Source organism: Azospirillum oryzae, from assembly GCF_008364795.1.
Lineage (GTDB): Bacteria > Pseudomonadota > Alphaproteobacteria > Azospirillales > Azospirillaceae > Azospirillum > Azospirillum oryzae.
This window is the reverse complement of the sequence record NZ_VTTM01000002.1, coordinates 612,289-626,408: the sequence shown is the minus strand read 5'-3', so window position 1 is coordinate 626,408 and position 14,120 is coordinate 612,289. Positions and strand designations below refer to the sequence as shown.

General features: G+C 66.0%; 14 protein-coding genes and 1 pseudogene. All 15 read right to left on the bottom strand.

Going from position 1 to position 14,120, the window contains the following annotated elements; all coding sequences use genetic code 11:
• Positions 1 to 5: 5 nt before the first annotated feature.
• The 15 genes and pseudogenes from FZ938_RS09035 to FZ938_RS08970 all read right to left on the bottom strand — a co-directional run bounded on the left by FZ938_RS09035 (position 6) and on the right by FZ938_RS08970 (position 14,109).
• The gene (locus tag FZ938_RS09035; RefSeq protein ID WP_425492020.1) at positions 6 to 644 is read right to left on the bottom strand and encodes a dienelactone hydrolase family protein; all 639 of its coding nucleotides are present in this window, start codon (positions 642 to 644) and stop codon (positions 6 to 8) included.
• Between the two features lie 147 nt (positions 645 to 791).
• Positions 792 to 872: pseudogene (locus FZ938_RS31510) on the bottom strand (hypothetical protein); the annotation flags it as partial.
• 112 nt (positions 873 to 984) lie between these two features.
• Positions 985 to 1,725 (bottom strand): ABC transporter ATP-binding protein, encoded by a 741-nt coding sequence (locus FZ938_RS09030; protein ID WP_149198192.1) that lies wholly within the window; start codon positions 1,723 to 1,725, stop codon positions 985 to 987.
• Positions 1,718 to 2,965: a lipoprotein-releasing ABC transporter permease subunit gene (locus tag FZ938_RS09025; RefSeq protein ID WP_149198191.1), complete on the bottom strand. Its 1,248-nt coding sequence runs from the start codon at positions 2,963 to 2,965 to the stop codon at positions 1,718 to 1,720. Before FZ938_RS09025 ends, FZ938_RS09030 begins: the two co-directional genes overlap by 8 nt.
• 137 nt (positions 2,966 to 3,102) lie before the next feature.
• A complete protein-coding gene (proS, locus tag FZ938_RS09020) occupies positions 3,103 to 4,416 on the bottom strand; it encodes a proline--tRNA ligase (protein WP_149198190.1) in 1,314 nt (437 codons plus the stop codon).
• A gap of 144 nt (positions 4,417 to 4,560) precedes the next feature.
• Positions 4,561 to 5,028, bottom strand: a complete 468-nt coding sequence (locus tag FZ938_RS09015; protein ID WP_246457766.1) for a hypothetical protein — start codon at positions 5,026 to 5,028, stop codon at positions 4,561 to 4,563.
• Positions 5,025 to 5,924 carry a hypothetical protein gene (locus FZ938_RS09010; RefSeq protein WP_149198189.1) on the bottom strand — a complete coding sequence of 300 codons (900 nt, stop codon included), beginning with the start codon at positions 5,922 to 5,924 and terminating at the stop codon, positions 5,025 to 5,027. Before FZ938_RS09010 ends, FZ938_RS09015 begins: the two co-directional genes overlap by 4 nt.
• A gap of 482 nt (positions 5,925 to 6,406) precedes the next feature.
• Entirely contained in the window at positions 6,407 to 6,982 is a 576-nt protein-coding gene (locus FZ938_RS09005) for a DNA-3-methyladenine glycosylase I (RefSeq protein WP_149198188.1), read from the bottom strand.
• 37 nt (positions 6,983 to 7,019) lie between these two features.
• Positions 7,020 to 7,274 (bottom strand): DUF1467 family protein, encoded by a 255-nt coding sequence (locus FZ938_RS09000; protein ID WP_149198187.1) that lies wholly within the window; start codon positions 7,272 to 7,274, stop codon positions 7,020 to 7,022.
• 23 nt (positions 7,275 to 7,297) lie between these two features.
• Positions 7,298 to 7,702 (bottom strand): methylmalonyl-CoA epimerase, encoded by a 405-nt coding sequence (gene mce, locus FZ938_RS08995; protein WP_085089939.1) that lies wholly within the window; start codon positions 7,700 to 7,702, stop codon positions 7,298 to 7,300.
• An 82-nt stretch (positions 7,703 to 7,784) separates the two neighbouring features.
• A complete protein-coding gene (locus tag FZ938_RS08990) occupies positions 7,785 to 9,500 on the bottom strand; it encodes a ribonuclease J (protein WP_149198186.1) in 1,716 nt (571 codons plus the stop codon).
• Entirely contained in the window at positions 9,497 to 10,270 is a 774-nt protein-coding gene (locus FZ938_RS08985; protein WP_149198185.1) for a type III pantothenate kinase, read from the bottom strand. Before FZ938_RS08985 ends, FZ938_RS08990 begins: the two co-directional genes overlap by 4 nt.
• A gap of 45 nt (positions 10,271 to 10,315) precedes the next feature.
• A complete protein-coding gene (locus tag FZ938_RS08980) occupies positions 10,316 to 11,110 on the bottom strand; it encodes a biotin--[acetyl-CoA-carboxylase] ligase (RefSeq protein WP_149198184.1) in 795 nt (264 codons plus the stop codon).
• 10 nt (positions 11,111 to 11,120) lie between these two features.
• Positions 11,121 to 12,569 (bottom strand): NADH-quinone oxidoreductase subunit NuoN, encoded by a 1,449-nt coding sequence (gene nuoN, locus FZ938_RS08975; protein ID WP_149198183.1) that lies wholly within the window; start codon positions 12,567 to 12,569, stop codon positions 11,121 to 11,123.
• A 13-nt stretch (positions 12,570 to 12,582) separates the two neighbouring features.
• Positions 12,583 to 14,109 carry an NADH-quinone oxidoreductase subunit M gene (locus FZ938_RS08970; protein ID WP_149198182.1) on the bottom strand — a complete coding sequence of 509 codons (1,527 nt, stop codon included), beginning with the start codon at positions 14,107 to 14,109 and terminating at the stop codon, positions 12,583 to 12,585.
• Positions 14,110 to 14,120 lie beyond the last annotated feature (11 nt).

Genomic DNA, 14,120 nt, shown 5'->3' with positions numbered 1-14,120 from the left:
CCACCCTACGCCAGCTTCGCCTTCAGGAACTCCACCGTGCGCTTCCAGGCCAGATCGGCGGCCTCCTTGTTGTAGCGCTCGGCCGAGGTGTCGTTGTGGAAGGCGTGGTTGACGCCCTCGTACACATAAATCTGATGCTCGACGCCGGCTTTCTTCAGCGCCTCGTCATAGGCGGGGATGCCGGCGTTCACGCGCTGGTCCAGCCCGGCATAGTGCAGCAGCAGCGGCGACTTCACCGTACCGACCAGCGCCGGGTCGGGGGTCGGGCCGTAGAAGGCGACGCCCGCCTTCAGATCGGGCGCCTTGATCGCCAGCCGGTTGATCATGCCTCCGCCCCAGCAGAAGCCGACCGCCCCGACCTTCGCCGAGGAATAGCGGTAGGCCATCAGGTAGCTCATTGCCGCGATCAGATTGTTGACCGTCTTGTCGGTATCGAGCTGGCCGATCATGTCGCGGGCCTTGTCGGCGTCCTGCGGCGTGCCGCCCAGCGGCGACAGCAGGTCCGGCGCCAGCGCCACGAAGCCTTCGGTGGCAAGGCGGCGGGCGACGTCCTCGACATAGGCGTTCAGGCCCCGGTTCTCGTGGACGACGACGACCGCCGGAGCCTTGTCGATCAGCTTTGGCCGGGCAAGATAGCCGGACACGTCGCCGGTCGCCCCCTGGAAGGACACCTTTTCCGCCGCCAGACGGGTGTCGTTCTCGCCGACCACGGCGGCACGGGCATAGTTCGGCTCGATCGCCGACAGAATCGCGGGAATGGCTGCCGCACTGCCGGCCAGCGCTGCCAACCGTTCCAGGAAGACCCGGCGTGGCAGCGGCGCATGGGTGTATTCGTCGTAGAGATCGATGATCCGCTGGTCCATCCCCGATGCCCCCTGTCTTTTCGGCGCCGCAACTCAGCCGGTGCGGTCGCGCTTGAGAGTGGGGGCGCCGCGCCGGCTTGGCAACCGGGGGTGCGGATCCGCTTTCGGCCTATGACGCTGCTTATGGGGCTTCCGGCGCCACCTCGCTCAGGGGGACCAGTTCCGACGGCTGATACTCCACCAGATGCCCGTCGCGCATCTCCAGAACCCGGTCCATGCGGCGGGCGAGGTCCAGGTTGTGGGTCGCCACCAGGGCGCCGACCTTGGCCTGCCGGACGATGGCCGACAGCATGGCGAAGACATGCTCCGCCGTGTGCGGGTCGAGGTTGCCGGTCGGCTCGTCGGCGATCAGCAGCGACGGGGCGTTGGCCAGCGCGCGGGCGATGGCGACGCGCTGCTGCTCGCCACCGGACAGGCGGGCCGGGCGGTGGGTGCCGCGCTGCTCCAGCCCGACCATGCGCAGAAGCTCGTCCGCGCGCTGGCGGGCGACCGACTTCGACACGCCGGCGATCATCTGCGGCAGGACGATGTTCTCCCGCGCCGAGAATTCCGGCAGCAGGTGGTGGAACTGGTAGACGAAGCCGATGGAGCGCCGCCGCACCTCCGTCCGCTTGCCGTCATCCAGGTTGGACACGTCGGTGCCGGCGATTCTCACGATGCCGTCGGTCGGCCGCTCCAGCAGTCCGGCGATGTGCAGCAGCGTCGATTTGCCGGCACCCGACGGGCCGACCAGCGCCACCAGCTCTCCGGCGCCGACGGTCAGGTCGACCCCGCGCAGCACCTCCAGCGTCTCGCCCGCCTGTTCGAAGCGGCGGACGATGCCCTTCAATTCCAGCATCGGCTGCATAACCACGTCACTCATAGCGCAGGGCCTCCACCGGATCGAGCCGGGCGGCACGCCAGGACGGATAGATGGTGGCGGCGAAGGACAGGCCCAGCGCCATTAGAGTCACCTGAATGACCTCGCTCCAGTCGATCTTCGCCGGCAGGTGGGACAGGAAGTAAATCTCGGCATTGAATAGGTTGGTCCCGGTCAGCCCCTGGATGACCTGTCGGATGCTCTCGATGTTCAGCGCGAAGGACACGCCGAGCGCAAGTCCCAGCAAGGTCCCCGTCACCCCGACGCTGGCGCCGGACAGGAAGAAGATGCGCATGATCATGCCGCGCGTCGCCCCCATGGTGCGCAGGATCGCGATGTCGCGCCCCTTGTCCTTCACCAGCATGATCAGGCTGGAGATGATGTTGAAGGCGGCGACCATGATGATCAGCGACAGGATCAGGAACATCACGTTGCGTTCGACCTGCAGCGCGGTGAAGAAGCTGGCGTTCGACTGCTGCCAGTCGACCACTCTGCCCTCCCCCGCCACCACCGACTGGACGGCGGCGCGGGCCGACGCGATCTGCATCGGGTCGCTCACGAAGACCTCAAGCGAGGTCACGGCGTCGCCGGTGCGGAAGAAGGCCTGCGCCTCCTCCAGCGGCAGGAAGATGAAGCTGTTGTCGTATTCGAACATGCCGACGTCGAAGATCGCGCCGATGGGATAGCTGCGCATCCGCGGCACGGTGCCGAAGGCGGTGACGTTGCCCTGGGGGGCGATCAGCGTGATCTGGTCGCCGATGCTCAGGCCCAGCCGCTGGGCCATGCGCACGCCGATGGCGACGCGGTCCTCGCCGAACTCATCCGCCGAACCGCGGATGATGTTGTTGGCGAGCGTCGGGCGCACCCGGAAATCCTCCGGCCGCACGCCGCGGATGACGGCGCCCGATGCGACGCCGCGCACCGACACCAGCGCCTGCCCCTCCACGGTCGGAGTGACGTTGACCACGCCCGGCGTGTTGCGCAGCTTGCCGGCCAGGATGTCGAAGTCCGGCAGCGGCCCGCCGCGCATGTTATAGACGTTGAGATGCCCGTTGAGGCCGAGCACCCGGCCCAGCAGCTCCGCCCGGAAGCCGTTCATCACCGCCATCACGATGATGAGCGTCGCCACGCCGAGCGCGATGCCCAGCAGCGAGAACCCCGCAATGACCGAGATGAACCCTTCCTGGCGGCGCGCCCGAAGGTAACGCATCGCGACCATGCGTTCGAAGGCGTTGAAGATCATGAGGCGGGGGTCCTGTGGCGAGGGCATGTAGGTGGGCGGAAACGATGCCCTACATAAGAACGTGAGCGTGGCGGGAAAAGGGCAAAGCCCGGATCGCCGACTTGGGCGATCCGGGCTTCCTGTTCGAGCTAAGCCGATCAGCCCAACAGCTTCGCCAACGCCGCCTCGACCGGCAGCTCTTCCTTCTCGCCCGTCGCGCGGCGCTTCAGCTCGACGACGCCGTTCTTCAGGCCGCGCGGGCCGACGACCAGCTGCCATGGAACGCCGATCAGGTCCATGTCGGCGAACTTGGCGCCGGGGCGCTCGTCGCGGTCGTCATAGGCGACTTCAAGGCCGGCCGATTCCAGCTTCGCATACAGCTCGGCGCAGACGCGGTCGGTCTCGGCGTCGCCGGACTTCAGGTTGATCAGGCCGACATTGAAGGGAGCGACGGCGTCCGGCCAGATGATGCCGTTGTCGTCGTGGCTGGCCTCGATGATCGCACCCATCAGGCGCGACACGCCGATGCCATAGCTGCCCATCTCCACCGGGATCGATTCGCCGTTAGGGCCGGCGACCACGGCGTTCATCGGCTTGGAATACTTGGTGCCGAAGTTGAAGATGTGGCCGACCTCGATGCCGCGGGCCGAAACAAGATCCGACTCCGGCACCGGGCTGTTGGCCGGATCGTGCTTTTCGTCGGTCGCGGCGTAGATTGCGGTGACGCGGTCGAAGAAGGGCTGCAGGTCGTCCTCGATGCCGGGGGCGTCCTTCAGCACGTCCAGGTCCATCCAGTCCTTGTGGCAGAAGACACCGCTCTCGCCGGTCTCGGCCAGGATGATGAACTCGTGGCTCAGGTCGCCGCCGATCGGGCCGGTGTCGGCGCGCATCGGAATCGCCTTCAGCCCCATGCGGGCGAAGGTGCGGAGATAGGCCAGGAACATTCTCTGGTACGAACGGCGCGCGCTGTCCGCGTCGATGTCGAAGGAATAGGCGTCCTTCATCAGGAATTCGCGGCCGCGCATCACGCCGAAGCGCGGGCGGATCTCGTCACGGAACTTCCACTGGATGTGGTAGAGGTTCAGCGGCAACTGGCGGTAGCTCTTGACGAAGGAGCGGAAGATGTCGGTGATCATCTCCTCGTTCGTCGGGCCGAACAGCATCTCGCGGTCGTGACGGTCGGTGATGCGCAGCATCTCCTTGCCGTAATCGTCGTAACGGCCGCTCTCGCGCCACAGATCGGCCGACTGGATGGTCGGCATCAGCAGTTCCTGCGCGCCGGCTGCGTCCTGCTCCTCGCGGACGATCTGCTCGATCTTGCGCAGAACCCGATAGCCCAGCGGCAGCCAGGCATAGATGCCGGCGCTGGTCTGGCGGATCATCCCGGCCCGCAGCATCAGGCGGTGCGAGACGATCTGCGCCTCGGTCGGGGTCTCCTTGAGGGTCGGCATGAAGAAGCTGGACAGCCGCATGGCTCTGCTCTCGTGTGCGAGGTGTTCGACAAGGCCGCACGCGCATGGCCCCTGCGGACAGGAACGGACACGGGCGCGGCGGGTGAGCGACTTTAGGAAGGTCGCCCGCACTTGTCCACTGTAAGCCCCCCGCTTGGCCGCCGGCTACCGGGAGCGGCAGTAGAGGTAAAGGCGTTCCTCGGCGCCCGGATCGATCGGTTGGCCGTTCAGATAGAGTTGGTTCCCGACGACGGTCAGCCATACCGCGGTGACTTCGTCGGGCAGAAACGGCACCGACGGCAGGGCGATTCCCATGCGCCGGGCAAGATCGACCGACAGCGGCAAATCGATCGGGATCGGCGGCTGCGCGCCCGCGCTGCCGGCCAAGTCCGCGGGGGCGACCGCGCGGCCATGCACATCCACGCCCGGCCGGTATTCGACGTCGGCGGCCGGCACATGACGGGTCAGCCGCTGGCACAGCGACAGATCCACCACCGGCCGGTCGCGGGCGGCATCAGGGGTCAGCGGGATCGGGCCGGGACGCGGCTGCTGGGTTTGCGCCGATGCCGGCATGGCCGCCAGGAAAAATGCCGCAGCCGCCAGGCCGGCGTGCAGGGTGCCGCGCGCGCTCACAGCGTGTGCCGCTCGGCCACCGGGGCCGGGTTGCGCATGGCTTTCCAGTAGAGCGACAGGTAGGGCATTCCTTTTTCCGCCTCCTCCTGGGTCCGCGCCGACTGGCGGATGTATTTGCCGATGAAGGGCTTGTTCACATGCTCAAGGTCCACCGCGGCCTTCAGCACCAGGAACTCGCCGATCTTGTCCGGCAGATTGTAATGCCATTTCTGCAGGCACTCGGAGGTCACACCCGGCTTCGCCTGTTCGGGTTCGGGCAGGTAGAATTCCTGGTGGTGGTACTGCGAGATCTCCTTCCACGCCTGCGCCACGCGGCCGGGCTTCAGGCGCGGCAGCGCCTTCAGGATGCGGACATCGTCATGGAACAGCGGCAGGAAACCCCGCTTTTCCGCCAGTTCGGTCAGCATGGTATGCAGGCCGGCCATGACACCGCCCTCGCCGCCTTCGCCGCCGGCTCTGTCCGCCTTCTCCTCGCGCTTGCGGCCGAACAGCGCGCTGAAAAACCCTTTCTTCGGTTTGGCCTGATTCCCGCCACCGCTGTCCTGCCCGACCTTGCGTTCGTCCCACAGCGAGTCCCAGGCATATTCCCAGGCGGTGAAGACAGCGTTGGAGCGGTCGTCGAGGACCGTCAGCAGATATTCGCGCCCCTCCCGCGCCCAATCGACGTCGCCGACGATCGCGCGCACCGGACGGCGGCTGAGCACCACCGGCAGGATGCCGACGCGCACCAACTCCTGATAGAACTCGACGAAGGACGGTGTCTGGATGAAGGGCAAGACCGAGCATGGCTGAAGCTCCGGCGCCAGCAACTCCATGCTTTTCTTGGTCCGCTCCAACAGTTCGGTCGACAGAACCGCGGCGAACTGATCGAACCGTTCGTTTTCATTCGCGGCCATCGGCGCCTCGACTGTCGTCCTTTTTCCTGCCACCCGCCGAAGCGGGCAAAGGCCCAACTGAAAAGTGGGCAAAGCGGTTTCGCCCCGGCGGTGTGCCCGCCGGTGACGATCTCGCAGCCCGGCTCATAGCCCTGATTGGGGAAATCTCCGATGCGAGCTATGCCAAGCAACGCTACCAAGTAAACCGTTAACGTTTTCTGGAGCAGCGCGGAAATTTTCTGTCCGCGCCCCTGCCCGGTCTCCTCCCGCCCGCCGGATAAAGAAAGGCCGCGCGGCAGAAGCGGCGCGGCCTGTCGAGTTTAGGGAGGAATCGCCACCAGGCGTCGGAAAGGGAGGAATATCCTCCCTCATCACTCCCAAAGAGTGAACCCGAGCCACGGCTATAGCAAGCCCAAAACAAAGGCAGAGACACTTCATGCACAAAGTTTTTGCATTTCTGCCCGGCTTTTCGGCGATTGCCGTCGTTCTGGGCGGCCGTTTGCCTATTCCATGGGCGCGTACCCGCGATACCCGGCGTCCACCGCCGCCTTCCACGGAGGACTCTGGGCAAGCACGGTGGCCTGAACCGGGCAGTCGGACTGATGGGCGCCCGGCAGATAGCCCAGGCTCATCAGGAACTCCCCGACGATCTCGCCACCGGTGAAACGGAAGGTCCGGCCGAACAGCTTCACCCACTCCGCTTTGGTCAGCGGATGATGGGCGCGCAGCCAACCGTCGAAGGAGCAGTGGGTTTCCCGCAACGCGACGATGCGGCGGGCGTTCTCGATCACCGCGTCCACCTTCAGGCGGTTGCGGATGATACCGGCGTCCGCCAGCAGCCGCGCCCGCTCGGCCTCGCCATAAGCGGCCACCCGGTCGATGTCGAACCCGTCGAAGGCGGCGCGGAAAGCGTCACGCTTCTTCAGGATGGTCAGCCAGGACAGGCCCGCCTGATTGATCTCCAGCACCAGACGCTCGAACAGCACGCGGTCGTCGCTGCTGGGAAAGCCGTACTCGCCGTCATGGTAGGGGCCGTGATGAGGATGGCCGGGTGCGGCCGCGCAATAGGTCAGGCTCACCCGCCTCGCTCCCCTCGATAGTCTGAGCAATCTGGCGTCAGAACATGTCCCGCGCCATTTCCCGGAAGGAGATGATGCCGGACCGCTCGATCCCGAAGATCACCAGCCACACCAGCAGGGCGACCAGCGACGTGATCATGAACTTGCGCAGGATGCGCGGTTCGACCGGCGCGGAGGTGGCCATGCCAGGCTCCGGGCTCTCCGGCGTCCGGACGCCCCAGGGCAGCACCGCGAACAGCACCACCCACCAGACGACGATGTAAACGAAGGCTCCAGTCACCCAGTTGTCCATCGTCCCCTCCGCGTTTCAGCCGTTCAGGCCTGCTCCAGTTCCACCAGCGTCCCGCAGAAATCCTTCGGGTGCAGGAACAGGACCGGCTTGTCATGGGCGCCGATCTTCGGCTCACCGTCACCCAGCACGCGGGCGCCCTGCTCCTTCAACCGGTCGCGGGCTGCCAGGATGTCCTCCACCTCATAGCAGATGTGGTGGATGCCGCCGGACGGGTTCTTTTCCAGGAAGCCGGCGATCGGCGACTTCTCGCCGAACGGATGCAGCAGTTCGATCTTGGTGTTGGGCAGGGTGACGAAGACGACGGTGACGCCGTGCGGCGGCAGATCCACCGGCTGCGACACCGCGGCGCCCAGCGTGTCGCGATAGAGCGCGGTCGCCGCCGGAAGATCCGGAACGACGATGGCGACGTGGTTGAGCTTCCCGATCATGCGTGTCCTCTCGCTGGCTGTCGCTGGCCCGTTAGCGGGCTCTGATAAGCCGGTTATACATCATTTCCGTTCTTGGATTCGCTCAGACGCGGACCAGATGGACCTCCGTCACCGGCTTCTTGCCATGGGTCGCGTTGAAGCAGCGGCGGACGGCGATCCGCGCCGCCTCCTTCACCTGGGCGTCGTCGGCCCGCGCCGATTTTGGCAGCATCGCCACCGATTCGCGCACCGCATCCACCACGTCCAGCAGCAGGTCGCGGTCCGTCGCCTCGTCGATCAGCCCCATCACCGCCAGCTGCGGCGCCGTCATCAGTTCGCCCGTTCCGGTCATCACCAGCGTCACCACGGCGGCGCCGTTGTTCACCATGCGGTTGCGCGCACGCATCATGCCGGTGTCGAGCGGCACCAGACGCTTGCCGTCCACCGCCATGCGTCCCGCCCGCACAGTGGCCACCACCCGCGCGCCCTCCGGCCCGTCGAGCCGGAGGACTTCGCCGTTGGCCGGAACGATGCTGTGGGCGACCTGACAGTCCTCCGCGAGGGCGGCATGGGCCTGCTGGTGGCGCTGCTCGCCATGGACGGGCACGGCGATGCGCGGACGCACCCACTGGTACATGCGTACCAGCTCGTCCCGCGCCGGGTGGCCGGAGACATGGACCGGCGCCTCGTCCGCCGTCACCAGCTCGACGCCCTGGGCGACCAGCTGGTTCTGCATGCGGCCGATGGCGCGCTCGTTGCCGGGAATTTCGCGGGAGGAGAAGATCACCACGTCGCCGCGCGACAGCGTGATCTGCGGATGATCGTTGGCGGCGATGCGGGCAAGGGCTGACCTCGGCTCGCCCTGACTACCGGTGCAGATCAGCACCAGCTTCTCTCGCGGCAGGTAGCTCGCGTCGTGCTCCGACAGGAATTTCGGCACGTCGGTGAGATAGCCGGTGGCCCGCGCCGCCTCGTTGATGCGCCACAGCGACCGGCCGACCAGCGCCACATGGCGGTCGTGCGCGGCGGCGGCGGCGGCGATGCTCTCCAGCCGCGCCACATTGGTGGCGAAGCAGCTGACGGCAATGCGGCGGTCGCGGTAGCGGCCGAACAACTCCATCAAGGCGGCACGGACGGTCGCCTCCGACCCGGCGGCACCCGGCACCAGCGCGTTGGTGCTGTCGCCGACCAGCGCCAGAACCCCTTCATCGCCGATGGCGCGCAGCCGCTCCTCGTCGGCCGTCTCGCCGACCAGCGGATCGGGGTCCAGCTTCCAGTCGCCGGTGTGCAGGATTGTCCCGGCCGAGGTACGGATCGCGAGCGCGTTCGGTTCCGGAATCGAATGCGTCATGGTGACGTATTCGACGGAGAAGGGACCGGCCTCCACCGTGCCGCCCAGCGGGATTTCGTGGATCGGCACCGTGCTGCTCAGGCCCTTCTCATGCAGCTTGGCGCGCAGGAAGGCTGCGGTGAAGGGCGTGCAATAGACGGGACAGCGCAGCTCCGGCCACAGGTACTGCACCGCGCCCAGATGGTCCTCATGCGCATGGGTCAGCACCAGACCGACCAGATCGTCGCGACGCTCGGCGATGAAGGTCGGGTCCGGCATGATCACGTCCAGCCCGGGCATGGTGTCGTCGGCAAACGAGATGCCGAGATCGACCATCAACCACTTGCCCCGATGGCCGTAGAGATTGAGGTTCATCCCGATCTCGCCGGAACCGCCGAGCGGGACGAAATACAGCGCGCCATCCTCCGGAACGAAGGTGTCCGCCGGGGCTTCGGACGTTCCGGCGGCTGTCTTGGAGGATTGTGTCATTGGACCGTGTTGCGCTTGTGGATCAGGAGGAGACCGCGGAGCGTCAGCTCGTTGTCGGTGTGTTCGATCACATGGGTAGCCTTGGCGAAAAGAACAGCCAATCCGCCGGTGGCGACCACCCGCATCGGTTCGCCGTACTCCGCCCGGATGCGGGAGACCAGCCCTTCGATCAGCCCGACATACCCCCAGAAGATGCCCGACTGCATACAGGCGATCGTGTTCTTGCCGATCACCTCGGCGGGCGGCTGGATTTCGACGCGCGGCAGCTTGGACGCGGCCATCTGCAGCGCTTCCAACGACAGGTTCAGCCCCGGTGCGATCACGCCGCCGCAGTAATTGCCATCGGCATCCACCACGTCGAAGGTGGTCGCCGTACCGAAATCGATGACGATCAGCGGGGTCTTGTAGGTCGCCGCGGCGGCCACCGTGTTGACCAGACGATCGGCCCCCACCTCCTCCGGCCGGTCGACCAGAGCCTTGGCACCGAGATCGACTCCGGGCTGGCCGACGATCACCGGTTCGCAGCCGAAATGATCCTTGCACAGCCGCTTCAGGTTGAAGGTGGCCCCGGGCACCACGCTGGCGATGATGGCGCCATGGATGTCGACCGGTTTCAGCCCCCTCAACGCCATCAGGTGGGTCAGCCACACCATGTACTCGTCGGAGGTGCGCTTTGGATCGGTCGCCGTGCGCCAGATGCCGCGCTGGCGGTCGCCGTCATAGATGGCGAACACCACATTCGTGTTTCCGGCGTCGATGGCAAGCAGCATGGCAAGGTCCTGAAGGCGATGGACGTTTGAACTCGGCTGGCGAACTCAGCCCGCTGGAGGCGGGGCAAAGAACACATCGCCGGCGGCGATCCGCTGCCGCGGCCCTCCGTCCGTTGGATCAAGCAACAGAACGCCGTCGCTGTCCAGATCGGCGAAAGTCCCGGGGATCGTCCGATCGGCCAGCCTGACCAGGATCGGCCCTCCCAACCCCTTGGCCCGCGCCAGCCACGCCTCGCGCACGGGCGCGAAACCATGGGCGCGCCAACGGCCATACCAAGTGGCCAGATGCTCCGCATAGACCTCGAGCAGCGCCCCCGGCCCCATCGGCGGAGCGCCCTCGGCGGTCAGGGAGGTGGCGCCGTAATCGGCGGTCGCGGGAAAATGCCGCAGGTTGATGCCGACCCCCAGCACCACCCAGGCGATCCTGCCGTCGGCTGCCGGTTCCGACTCGAGCAGGATGCCCGACAGCTTGCGGTCATGCACCAGAACGTCGTTGGGCCATTTGCATCGAACGCCGATCGGGTCAGGCAGGACCGACTCGGCTGTTTCCGCGATGGCGAGCGCCGCGACGAAGGAGATCTGCGCCGCCTCCGCCGGTGGCAGGCCGGGCCGCAGGATGGTCGTGCTGTAGAGGTTGCCCTCGGGGGAAGTCCAGGCGCGACCACGGCGTCCACGGCCGCTGTCCTGCCGGCGCGCCCAGACGATTGTGCCCTCGGGCGCCCCGGAACGCGACAAGGCCTTCGCTTCGTCGTTCGTACTGCCGACGGAGTCGAAGGCCTTGACCTGGAAGCCCGGAGGCAGGCGCAGACGCGCCGCCTCCGCTTCGAGCGATAACGTCATCGGTCGGATGTCACCCGGCGAACAGCGCCGCGGCGGCAGCAGCCGCACCGTTCAGGATCGGCGCCGGAGCGACGAAGAACAGCAGGGTGAACAGGCTGGTCAGCACCAGGACGCCGGTCATGCCGTCGTCGTCGACCTTGTCGACCACCACTGCGGGCTCATCGAAATACATGATCTTGATGATGCGCAGATAGTAGAAGGCACCCACGACGCTGGTCAGCACACCAACAACGGCCAGCGTGTATTCCTGCGCGGCGACGGCGGCCAGGAAGACATAGAGCTTGCCGAAGAAGCCCGCCATCGGCGGGATGCCGGCCATGGAGAACATGAAGATCGCCATGGTCGCGGCCAGCATCGGATTGGTCTTGGACAGGCCGGAGAAGTCCTTGATCTCCTCCAGCATCCGGCCCTTGGCCTTCATGCTGAGGATGACGGCAAAGGCACCGATGTTCATGGCGATGTAGAGCGCCATGTAGATCAGCACGCCGCGCACGCCGTCCTGGGTCCCGGTGGTCAGGCCGACCAGCGCGTAACCGACATGGCCGATGGAACTGTAGGCCATCAGGCGCTTGATGTTGGTCTGCATGATGGCGACGAAGGAACCGATCACCATCGACAGGATGGCGGTTGCCACCAGCACCTGATGCCACTGGGCGGCGAGGTGGCCGAACGGCTCCATCACCACGCGGGTCAGCAGGGCGATGGCCGCCACCTTCGGCGCCGCCGCGAAGAAGGCGGTCACCGGGGTCGGCGCACCCTCATACACGTCCGGCGTCCACATGTGGAAGGGAGCGGCCGAGATCTTGAAGGCCAGACCGGCCATCACGAACACCAGACCAATCACCAGCCCCGGCGACACATGCGCGCCGCCGGCGAACAGCGCCGCCACCTTGTCGAACGAAGTCGTGCCGGCGAAGCCGTAGACCAGCGAGGCGCCGTACAGCAGCATGCCCGAAGAGAGCGAGCCGAGGACGAAATACTTCAGGCCGGCTTCCGATGACTTGCCGCTGTCGCGGCGGAAGGCCGCGATGACGTAGAGCGCCAGGCTCTGCGTCTCCAGGCCGACATACAGCGAGATGAAATCGTTTGCCGAAATCATCATCAGCATGCCGAGCGTGGCGAACAGCATCAGCACCGGGAACTCGAAGCGGGCCATCTGCTCCCGCTCGTTGAAGCCGAGCGAGAGGATGACCGCGAAGGCCGCAGACACCAGCACCAGCACCTTCATGAAGACGCCGAAGGCATCCATCACGAACATGCCGTTGAAGGTGACGACGCGGCCGCTGCCATAGCCCATCGCCAGGACGGCGGCGAGCAGCATGCAGACGATCGCCAGGTAGGAGACGGGACGGGTGAAACCGTCGCCGCGGAACACGCCCAGCATCAGCAGGGCGACGCCCGAGAGTGCCAGGAAGATCTCCGGCAGGGCCGGCCAGATGTCGGGAAACACTGCGGTCATGTCGAAGAACCCCTTACCGAGCGGCGACCGAGACACCGGACGCGGCGTGCGACGCGGCCAGCTTGGTCTGGTAGGTCTGGATCAGCTGCTCGACCGACGCCGAGGTGACGTTCAGGAAGCTGCTGGGATAGACGCCCATCCACAGGACGACAACGATCAGCGGCACGAACACCGCGATTTCGCGCGGGGTTATGTCGAACATCGCCTTGACGTCCGGCTTGGTCAGCTTGCCGTAGACAACGCGGCGGTACAGCCACAGCGCATAGGCGGCGCCGAGAACCATGCCGGTGGCGGCGAGGGCGGCGACCCAGGTGTTGTCGCGGAAGACGCCCATCAGCACCAGGAACTCGCCGACGAAGCCGGCAGTGCCCGGCAGGCCGACAGAGGCCATGGTCATGAACAGGAAGACCACCGCGTATTTCGGCATGTTCTTCACGAGGCCGCCGTAACGGGCGATCTCGCGGGTGTGCAACCGGTCATAGACGACGCCGACGCACAGGAACAGCGCACCCGACACCACGCCGTGGGACAGCATCTGGAACACCGAACCCTCGATGCCCTGCTGGTTCAGCGCGAACATGCCGATGGTGACGAAGCCCATGTGGGCGACCGACGAGTAGGCGATCAGCTTCTTCATGTCCTCCTGGGCGAGAGCGACCAGCGAGGTGTAGATCACGGCGACGACCGACAGGGTGTAGATCAGCGGCGCGAAATACTCGGTCGCTTCCGGCAGGATCGGAATGTTGAAGCGCAGGAAGCCGTACCCGCCCATCTTCAGCAGCACGCCGGCCAGGATCACCGAACCGGCGGTCGGCGCCTCGACGTGGGCATCCGGCAGCCAGGTGTGGACCGGCCACATCGGCACCTTCACCGCGAACGAGGCGAAGAAGGCCAGCCACAGCCACAGCTGCATGTTGCGCGGGAACTGGGTGGCGGTGATGGTCGGGATGTCGGTGGTGCCGGCCACATAATACATGGCCAGGATCGCCAGCAGCATCAGGACCGAGCCGAGCAGCGTGTAGAGGAAGAACTTGAAGGCGGCATAGACGCGGCGCGGACCGCCCCAGATGCCGATGATCAGGAACATCGGGATCAGGACGCCTTCGAAGAACATGTAGAACAGAACGAAGTCCAGCGCGCAGAACATCCCGATCATCAGGGTTTCCAGCGCGAGGAATGCGATCATGTATTCCTTCAGGCGGACCTGCACCGACTCCCAGCTCGCCAGGATGCACAGCGGCATCAGGAAGCCGGCGAGGACGACGAACAGCACGGAAATGCCGTCGACCCCCATGTGGTAGTTGATGCCGAACTCGGGGATCCAGCCCGCCTTCTCGACCATCTGGTAGCCGGGATTGCGCGGATCGAAGTTGGCCCAGACCAGCAGGGTCAGGACGAAGGTGACGAGGGTCGTCCACAGCGAGATGTACCGCACGTTCCGCAGCACGTCCGGGGAATTGCCCCGGCAGAACAGCAGGATCAGCGCGACGCCCACGAGCGGCAGGAAGGTCGCGAACGACAGGATCGGCCAGCTAGCCATTGTTGTTGTTC

Excerpts from the sequence above, each read along its gene's own strand:
- FZ938_RS09030 (WP_149198192.1), bottom strand. The coding sequence starts at position 1,725 with ATGAGTGACGTGGTTATGCAGCCGATGCTGGAATTGAAGGGCATCGTC.
- FZ938_RS09025 (WP_149198191.1), bottom strand. The coding sequence starts at position 2,965 with ATGATCTTCAACGCCTTCGAACGCATGGTCGCGATGCGTTACCTTCGG.
- proS (WP_149198190.1), bottom strand. The coding sequence starts at position 4,416 with ATGCGGCTGTCCAGCTTCTTCATGCCGACCCTCAAGGAGACCCCGACC.
- FZ938_RS09010 (WP_149198189.1), bottom strand. The coding sequence starts at position 5,924 with ATGGCCGCGAATGAAAACGAACGGTTCGATCAGTTCGCCGCGGTTCTG.
- FZ938_RS09000 (WP_149198187.1), bottom strand. The coding sequence starts at position 7,274 with ATGGACAACTGGGTGACTGGAGCCTTCGTTTACATCGTCGTCTGGTGG.
- mce (WP_085089939.1), bottom strand. The coding sequence starts at position 7,702 with ATGATCGGGAAGCTCAACCACGTCGCCATCGTCGTTCCGGATCTTCCG.
- FZ938_RS08990 (WP_149198186.1), bottom strand. The coding sequence starts at position 9,500 with ATGACACAATCCTCCAAGACAGCCGCCGGAACGTCCGAAGCCCCGGCG.
- FZ938_RS08985 (WP_149198185.1), bottom strand. The coding sequence starts at position 10,270 with ATGCTGCTTGCCATCGACGCCGGAAACACGAATGTGGTGTTCGCCATC.
- FZ938_RS08980 (WP_149198184.1), bottom strand. The coding sequence starts at position 11,110 with ATGACGTTATCGCTCGAAGCGGAGGCGGCGCGTCTGCGCCTGCCTCCG.
- nuoN (WP_149198183.1), bottom strand. The coding sequence starts at position 12,569 with ATGACCGCAGTGTTTCCCGACATCTGGCCGGCCCTGCCGGAGATCTTC.
- FZ938_RS08970 (WP_149198182.1), bottom strand. The coding sequence starts at position 14,109 with ATGGCTAGCTGGCCGATCCTGTCGTTCGCGACCTTCCTGCCGCTCGTG.